At 39.9% G+C, this 4,884-nt stretch carries 4 protein-coding genes and 1 pseudogene; all 5 read left to right on the top strand.

Translation table 11 applies throughout. The features are described from left to right. Nucleotides 1–193 (top strand): annotated as a pseudogene (locus AC1DWN_RS28020) (MFS transporter); the annotation flags it as partial. 136 nt (nucleotides 194–329) lie between these two features. Next, the gene (locus tag AC1DWN_RS28015; RefSeq protein WP_477562165.1) at nucleotides 330–752 is read left to right on the top strand and encodes a DUF1801 domain-containing protein; all 423 of its coding nucleotides are present in this window, start codon (nucleotides 330–332) and stop codon (nucleotides 750–752) included. A 175-nt stretch (nucleotides 753–927) separates the two neighbouring features. Further along, nucleotides 928–2,313 (top strand): MATE family efflux transporter, encoded by a 1,386-nt coding sequence (locus AC1DWN_RS28010; RefSeq protein WP_477562166.1) that lies wholly within the window; start codon nucleotides 928–930, stop codon nucleotides 2,311–2,313. A 325-nt stretch (nucleotides 2,314–2,638) separates the two neighbouring features. Continuing rightward, nucleotides 2,639–2,926, top strand: a complete 288-nt coding sequence (locus tag AC1DWN_RS28005; RefSeq protein ID WP_477562164.1) for an STAS domain-containing protein — start codon at nucleotides 2,639–2,641, stop codon at nucleotides 2,924–2,926. Between the two features lie 25 nt (nucleotides 2,927–2,951). Next, on the top strand, nucleotides 2,952–4,884 hold a 1,933-nt coding region (locus tag AC1DWN_RS28000), incomplete at its 3' end, for a sensor domain-containing protein (RefSeq protein WP_477562163.1).

The following is a 4,884-nucleotide window of genomic DNA, read 5'->3' as shown; positions in this document are numbered from 1 at the left end:
GCGTGCTACAGGTCAAACGGTACTAGCATTACTGTTTTTCGGAGTTTCTGGGATCCTCGCTTCTTATGTTGGAGGAGCTGTATATGAAACATTCGGCGGTCAGACTCTTTATTTGTCCATATCAGCTATCTCTTTCTTGGGGATGCTGTTTGGTTTGGTGCTATATCGAGTGTATGGAGCACGATCCCACTAATCTCAATAATTAAAATAAATAATATATATAAAAGCTTAATAAGATTGAAGCTGTCTGTCTTCATTTTGACATCCTATCAAAACACATGTTACTGTAGCTTTAATTCAAGTAAGGTTGAATGAAGGGAGCCGTATTCATGTATGAAGTGAAAACGAAAGAAAATGACAGTAGTGTCATTGAGTTTATTGAGAATATCGAAAGCCTTAACAAGCGCGAAGACGCATATAAGTTATTAGATATTTTCACTGAAACGACAGGTTACCCTGCCAAAATGTGGGGACCAAGTATTATTGGGTTTGGTACATACCATTACAAATATGAATCAGGTCATGAGGGAGATGCAGCGCTAGCTGGATTTTCACCTAGAAAAGCAAAGATCAGCCTGTATTTTGCGACAGGTGATACAGAACGAGAGACGTTGCTACGGGACTTCGGAAAACATACGTCAGGAAAAGCATGTGTCTACATAAACAAAGTAGCAGACATTGATATTGATGTCTTAAAAGCGCTAATCAACCAGTCTACAAAGTTTCTGAGAGAGACTTATCCGAATAATTGAATCAGAGAAACAGGCTTCCGATCAAATGATCAGAAGCCTGTTTCTTATTTATTCAGTTGTTATATATAAAATCGTTTACTTAGCGTAGCAGTGGTATAATATTGCGTAGCAGTTCAACTACCAGACATATCTCTCTACACCGTTGAAGAAAAGAAGTGATGATGATTTGCATAGAATGGGATTAAATGTTCAACAAAAAGGTATTTCTTTATTAAATAAATATTTCACGGGTAGTTCGATGGATTACAAGCAAGTTTTCGCTATTATCATTCCGATATTTGTGGATTCAGCGTTTATTGTTTTGATGAGTTTGATGAGTACAGCTATGATAAGCTCCTCAGGAGTTGCAGCCGTCAGCGCAGTGAGTATGGTCGATTCGATTAATATGTTTATTATTAATCTATTTGTTGCTATTGCGACAGGCGGTACAGTCATTGTGGCGCAATATAAAGGTAGCGGAAATCAAGAAATGGTATCTAAGGCTGCATCGCAAGCTATATCTGCAGTAGCAATTGTATCCATAGTGATCAGTGTGTTTGTTATGTTATTTCATACTTCAGCCTTAAGTTTGCTATTTGGCAATGCTGATGCGGATGTATTACACAATGCGAAGATTTTTCTGATAGGCAGTTGTATCTCTTATCCGTTTATAGCCATTTATCAAGCTGTGACCGGCGTCTTGAGAGGCGTTTCCGAGACTAAGGCTTGTCTGCTCTTGTCGTTAATTTTAAATTTATCTTATTTTGGTTTGAATATTGTATTAATTAAATTATTTGATATGGGTGTCATTGGACTGTCAATTTCCTTGATTCTAGCAAGAGTATTGGGGATGGCTGCATCATTAATTTATTTGTTGCGATATAATCAGTCATTACGCTTTAAAATAAGCAATGCACTAAGAGTTAATTTTTCGATTTTAAAAAAAATTATGTTCATAGGAATTCCATTTGCAGCAGAGCAGATGTTTTTCAATGGAGGAAAATTATTAACTCAGACGTTTATTGTTCAGTTAGGGACACTAGCCATAACGGTTAATGCGATTAGCAACTCCTTATCGATGTTATTTCAAATTGGAGGAACTGCACTGAGTGTTGCCGTTGTAACGGTTGTCGGACAGTGTATCGGGAGAAAAAACATCGAGGATGCAAGGAAGTTTATTAAATCCTTTATGTTACTATCTACGGTGTTTTTCGTGTTAATTACGGCTATCATCCTGCCATTTTTCCCACTGCTAGTGAGTATTTACTCTCCGCCTAAAGAAATTATACCTGCGATATTCGCACTTATTTTACTGCTATCGATTGCACAACCTTTCTTGTGGTCATTAAGCTTTGTCATGCCATCAGCCTTACGCGCAGCAGGGGATTCAAAGTTTACATCGGTTACCTCCTTGCTTTCGATGTGGTTGTTCCGGATTATTCTTGGCTATATTTTAGGAATTACCCTTCAATTTGGGCTTATGGGCGTGTGGCTGGCTATGGTCGCCGAATGGGGCATACGCGGAGTGATCTTTGCATGGCGGTTCAAAGGGGACAAGTGGTACAGACATAAGCTCATTTAGGAGTATATCGTAGATGCAAGTAACACAGATAAGTTGATTAGCTGGCGAGGTCTATGAACCCGCCTGCCCGGGTGTGACCTTTGAATTAACTAATTCTAGCGTTAAAACATCGAAAAGGGAGTCCTCTATGAGGTCTCCCTTTTCGATATACTCAATAGGGGCATTTTTTTTTATTTTTATGAGTTTTGGATCAAAAAAAGTGATTATTATCACATATTAATTATTACATTTCATATATAGTCAGGATCAAATACCCTATTTAAACTTAATAGGAAGTATCATACATTATAGTGATTTCGTTTGGAATACCAAGGGAGGCTTGTTAATGTGCTATGAGATTTTGAATAGCAACCAACAAATACACGTTATTCTCACCGGAACTATTAGCGTAAATGAAGCAACCTCCATCAGGCAGGAATTATTTCCTCTCATTCAACAAAGATTTTGCACCCTCACATTTCATCTCGGATCCGTCACAGAAATGGATAGTTCAGGTCTCGGTTTATTACTAGCGGTACAGAAGATCGCAATGGATTGCAATGCGCGTGTTTCATTTGAAGATGTCCCTGAACAGCTGAAAGTACGTCTGAAGATAGCTGGCATAACATGCTGATGTAATAGTAGAGAGGGGTTCCTCCATGAATTGGCAGATAGATGCCCTTATGAATAATCAAGCAACTGAAGACCTCGTATTGCCTTATGCGAGCATATTTCAAGATTCGCAAGAGGCTATTATGATTACTGATCCGAGTGAAAGAATTGTAAATGTAAATCCAGCTTTTATGGCTATTACTGGTTATTTGGAATCGGAAGTCATTGGGAAAAAGCCGAGCATGCTGAAATCAGATTACCAAGGCATAGATTTCTACGTCAATATGTGGGCATCCATACATAAAGAGGGCAAGTGGAGTGGTGAGATCTGGAATCGCAGAAAAAATGGCGAGATTTATCCAGAGTGGCTTTCTATTCATTCTGTAAGGGATGAAAAGGGGACTTTGATCAATTACGTGGGAATGTTCTCTGATTTAACTCATCGGAAAGACACTATTTCCAAGCTTCGACTGCATGCTCAAGTGTTCAGCAATGCTAGTGAGGGAATTATGATTACAGATAAGCAGCTTCGAATTTTATCAGTGAATCATGCGTTCACGAAAATGACTGGCTATTCGGAACAAGAAGCTTCTGGGCATACGCCAAGATTACTGCATTCCGGCCATCAGAATCAATTCTTCTATATTAAAATGTGGGAAAGAATTCATGCCGCCGGATTCTGGGAGGGTGAAATTTGGAACAGAAGAAAGAGCGGTGAGGTGTATCTAGAGTGGCTATCGATAACGACCTTACGTGATGAGAAGGGAAATATTACGAATTATTTAGGTATGTTTTCCGATATTACAGAACGTAAGAAGTCTGAAGATCACCTGAAGTATATGGCTCATTTTGATAAATTGACGGGGCTGCCTAATCGGACCTTGCTGAGTGAATTGGTGAACCAAGCAATTGAGGAATCGATGAATGCTAAACGGATGCTGGGTATTTTCTTCATTGATCTTGATCGGTTCAAGATGGTCAACGATTCTTTAGGACATAACGTTGGGGACAAGCTCCTTCAGCAGGTCGCGGAGCGTATGAGTGCTGTCGTAAGAACGAACAATATCGTTTCTCGGTTAGGAGGCGACGAGTTTATAATCGTTCTCAAGGATCTGCAGGAACAAGAAGATGCAATGCTGAAGGCCAAGGATGTAATAGCAAGTATCGGAAAGCCATTCTGGGTAGAGGACAATGAGCTTTATATCAATGCTAGCATTGGGGTATGTATGTACCCGACTCACGGCGACGACTTTGAGACATTGCTTAAGCACGCGGATTTAGCTATGTACCAGGCTAAAATAGAAAAAGGCGGCTGTCAACTTTTTAACAAAAGCATTTATAAAACTTTTATGCGTAAGCTTGAATTGGAGAACGAGTTAAGGTGGGCGATTTCTAGAAATCAAATGACCCTTCATTATCAACCGCAGATCAGTATTGTTACAGGTCGCGTAGACGGGATAGAGGCGTTAATTCGCTGGAATCATCCTACACTTGGCCCCATCTCCCCGGGAGAATTCATTCCGATTGCAGAGGAAACCGGCAGCATTATGGATATCGGGAAATGGGTGCTGAAGGAGGTTTGCAAACAAATCAATAGGTGGCTCTCTGCTTCGTTTTTTGTACCAGCAGTTGCAGTTAACTTGTCAGCTAGGCAGTTTTTGGCGAAGGATTTAGCTTCCAACCTGCTTGATATTGTAATCCAGAACTGCTGTGATCCACAGCATATTGTTATTGAAATAACGGAAAGCAGCAGCTTGCATGGTATTGAGTCTGTACTTCCCATCTTGCATGAGTTCAAATCACTTGGTTTCCAGATCGCGATAGACGATTTCGGGAAAGGGTACTCAGCGCTTGGTTATATGAAACAATTCCCTATAGATATTTTGAAGATCGACAAGAGCTTTGTTCAGGAACTGACGAGCGATTCGAAGAGTGCTTTCATTACAAAAGCGATTATCGACATGTCGCACGGTATGGAAC

The organism is Paenibacillus sp. P4_A7 (assembly GCF_056402455.1).
The sequence above is the reverse complement of the archived record's forward strand: the minus strand, read 5'-3'. Positions and strand labels throughout refer to the sequence as shown.

What these genes read in the sequence shown, in the direction of transcription:
- AC1DWN_RS28015 (WP_477562165.1), top strand. Translation starts at nt 330, where the DNA reads ATGTATGAAGTGAAAACGAAAGAAAATGACAGTAGTGTCATTGAGTTT.
- AC1DWN_RS28010 (WP_477562166.1), top strand. Translation starts at nt 928, where the DNA reads ATGGGATTAAATGTTCAACAAAAAGGTATTTCTTTATTAAATAAATAT.
- AC1DWN_RS28005 (WP_477562164.1), top strand. Translation starts at nt 2,639, where the DNA reads ATGTGCTATGAGATTTTGAATAGCAACCAACAAATACACGTTATTCTC.